Source organism: Paraburkholderia madseniana (assembly GCF_009690905.1).
GTDB classification, from domain to species: domain Bacteria; phylum Pseudomonadota; class Gammaproteobacteria; order Burkholderiales; family Burkholderiaceae; genus Paraburkholderia; species Paraburkholderia madseniana.
On the sequence record NZ_VOSW01000236.1, the window covers coordinates 1 to 2694 of the forward strand.

Below are 2694 nucleotides of genomic sequence, written 5' to 3' on the forward strand. Positions count from 1 at the left end.
TACGGTGACCGCACGGACCGTCCGGCGCGCGCACCGCGCGACGACCGCGGCGAACGCGCCCCAGCCAAACGTGAATTCGGCGATCGTCCGCCGCGTGCAGGCGAACGTAACGAACGTAGTGACCGGGGCGAACGCCCTGCCCGCAGCTTCGACAAGGCGCTGCCGGCTGCCGGCCGCCGCTTTGGCGACGACAACCGCCCCGCCCGTGCCGACAAACCGCGTGGCCCGGCGCCCGCAGCCCGAGCCGAACGCGACGATGACGCCGATGCCGCTCCGCGCACACCGCGCCGCGATTACGAAGACGCGCCGGGCACCCTGCGCCTGTCCAAGCTGATGTCGGAACTCGGCCTGTGCTCACGCCGCGAAGCCGACGAGTGGATTGAAAAAGGCTGGGTGCTGGTCGACGGCGAGCGGATCGACACGCTCGGCACCAAGGTTCGTCCGGACCAGCGCATCGAGATCGACCCCGCCGCCGAAGCTGCGCAAGCGAGCCAGGTGACCGTCCTGATCCACAAGCCCGTGGGCCTCGTATCGGGCCAGGCGGAAGACGGCTATCAACCGGCGATCACGCTGGTTACGCCGGAAAATCGCTGGGAAGGTGACAGTTCGGACATTCGCTTCTCGGTCTCGCATCTGCGCCAACTCGCGCCCGCCGGGCGCCTCGACATCGATTCGACGGGCTTGCTGGTGCTGACGCAGGACGGCCGCATTGCCAAGCAGCTGATTGGCGGCCATTCGGAGATCGACAAGGAGTATCTGGTGCGCGTGGCGTTCGGCGAGCACACCACCGACGTCGAAAGCCACTTCCCGCCGGAAAGCCTTGCGCTCTTGTGCCACGGCCTCTCGCTGGACGATGTGCCGCTGAAACCCGCACAGGTCAATTGGCAAAACGGCGAGCAACTTCGCTTCGTACTGCGCGAAGGCAAGAAACGCCAGATCCGCCGGATGTGTGAACTGGTCGGCCTCGAAGTGATCGGCCTGAAGCGTGTACGGATGGGTCAAGTGATGCTGGGCGCACTGCCGCCGGGTCAATGGCGCTATCTGTCGGCGGACGAGTCGTTCTGATGCCGGGAGCTTGACGCTTAAATAGCTAGAGACTCAGGGTGCCCGCGCACCGTGACGCTCGCCCAACAAAAAGCCCACGTAAAAACGTGGGCTTTTTTTATGCCGGCGGCGCAGGCGTCAATTCGTCCGCCGCAGGCCAGAATACAGCGACGTCAGTCGTCGCTATTCGGGTCCATATCCGGAAACAGGACTTCCGTAAAGCCGAACTTCGCGAAATCGTTGATCCGCATCGGGTACAGCTTGCCGATCAGATGATCGCACTCATGCTGCACGACACGCGCGTGAAAGCCCTCGGCGACGCGGTCGATCGGCTTGCCGTATTGGTCGAAGCCGTGATACTTGATCATCGAAAACCGGCTCACCGCGCCGCGCAGGCCCGGCACCGACAGGCAGCCTTCCCAGCCCTCTTCCATATCCAGCGACACCGGCGTGATGGTCGGGTTGATCAGCACCGTCTCCGGCACCGACGGCGCATCCGGATAGCGTTCGTTGTGCCCGAAGCCGAAAATCACCACCTGCAGATTGACGCCGACCTGCGGCGCGGCGAGCCCCGCGCCATTCGCATCGTGCATGGTCTCGAACATGTCCTTGATGAGCTCATGCAGTTCGGGGGTGTCGAAGTGATCGACCGGATCGGCAATTTGCAAAAGGCGCGGATCGCCCATCTTGAGAATTTCGCGGATCATAACTGCCCCTCCAGGAGCTTGCGCATACCATCTTCGTCGAGTACGGGGACGCCGAGTTCCTCGGCCTTCGCCAACTTGCTGCCTGCTTCGGCTCCGGCCACCACGAAGTCCGTTTTCTTTGACACCGATCCTGCCACTTTCGCGCCGGCCGCTTCGAGCATTTCTTTCGCCTCTTCGCGGGCGAGCGTCGGCAAGGTGCCGGTCAGGACGACCGTCTTGCCGGCCAGCACGCCTTGCGGCGCCTTCGGCGCGGGCGGTCCTTCCGGCCAGGTGACCTTGCCCGGTGCGCGTAGTTGCTCGATCACCGTGCGGTTGTGCTCTTCGGCGAAAAACTGATGAATCGACTCGGCCACCACAGGACCCACGTCGTTCACCTCCAGCAATTCTTCGACCGAGGCATCCATGATCGGATTCAGCGAGCCGAAATGCTTGGCAAGATCTTTCGCCGTCGATTCGCCCACATGCCGGATACCGAGCGCGTAAATAAAGCGCGCCAGCGTGGTGTGCTTGGCCTTTTCGAGCGAATCGAGCAGATTCTGCGCGGACTTTTCAGCGAAGCGGTCGAGTTCAGCCAGTGTTGCAAAGCCGACGTTGAACAGATCGGCCGGCGTGCGTACCAAGTTCTGCTCGACGAGCTGATCGATGATCTTTTCGCCGAGCCCATCGATATCCAGCGCTCGCCGCTGCGCGAAGTGCCACAGCGCCTGCTTGCGCTGCGCCGGGCAGAACAGGCCACCCGTGCAGCGCGCAATCGCCTCGTCCGGCAGCCGTTCGATGCTCGAGCCGCACACCGGGCACTGCGTGGGCATGACGAACTCGCGGGGGTCGTACGGACGGCGGTCGAGCAGGGCACTCACCACTTCCTGTCTCTTATACACATCTTCGTATTAGGTAGGAAAAAAACAAATAGTGATAGGACGAGGCACCGAACGGACTAGGATGC

At 63.1% G+C, this 2694-nt stretch carries 2 protein-coding genes and 1 pseudogene; 1 reads left to right on the forward strand and 2 read right to left on the reverse strand.

What is annotated here, in order from left to right; genetic code table 11:
- On the forward strand, positions 1-1065 hold a 1065-nt coding region (locus FSO04_RS45425), incomplete at its 5' end, for a pseudouridine synthase (RefSeq protein WP_233465464.1).
- 152 nt (positions 1066-1217) lie between these two features.
- On the opposite strand, the gene def is transcribed toward FSO04_RS45425, so the two are convergent.
- Positions 1218-1751: a peptide deformylase gene (gene def, locus FSO04_RS45430; RefSeq protein ID WP_154567956.1), complete on the reverse strand. Its 534-nt coding sequence runs from the start codon at positions 1749-1751 to the stop codon at positions 1218-1220.
- Positions 1748-2614, reverse strand: a pseudogene (locus tag FSO04_RS45435) (helix-hairpin-helix domain-containing protein); the annotation flags it as partial. The gene def and the pseudogene FSO04_RS45435, both read right to left, overlap by 4 nt.
- Between the last annotated feature and the right edge of the window lie 80 nt (positions 2615-2694).

Coding starts and splice junctions, on each gene's coding strand:
- def (WP_154567956.1), bottom strand. CDS start 1,751: ATGATCCGCGAAATTCTCAAGATGGGCGATCCGCGCCTTTTGCAAATT.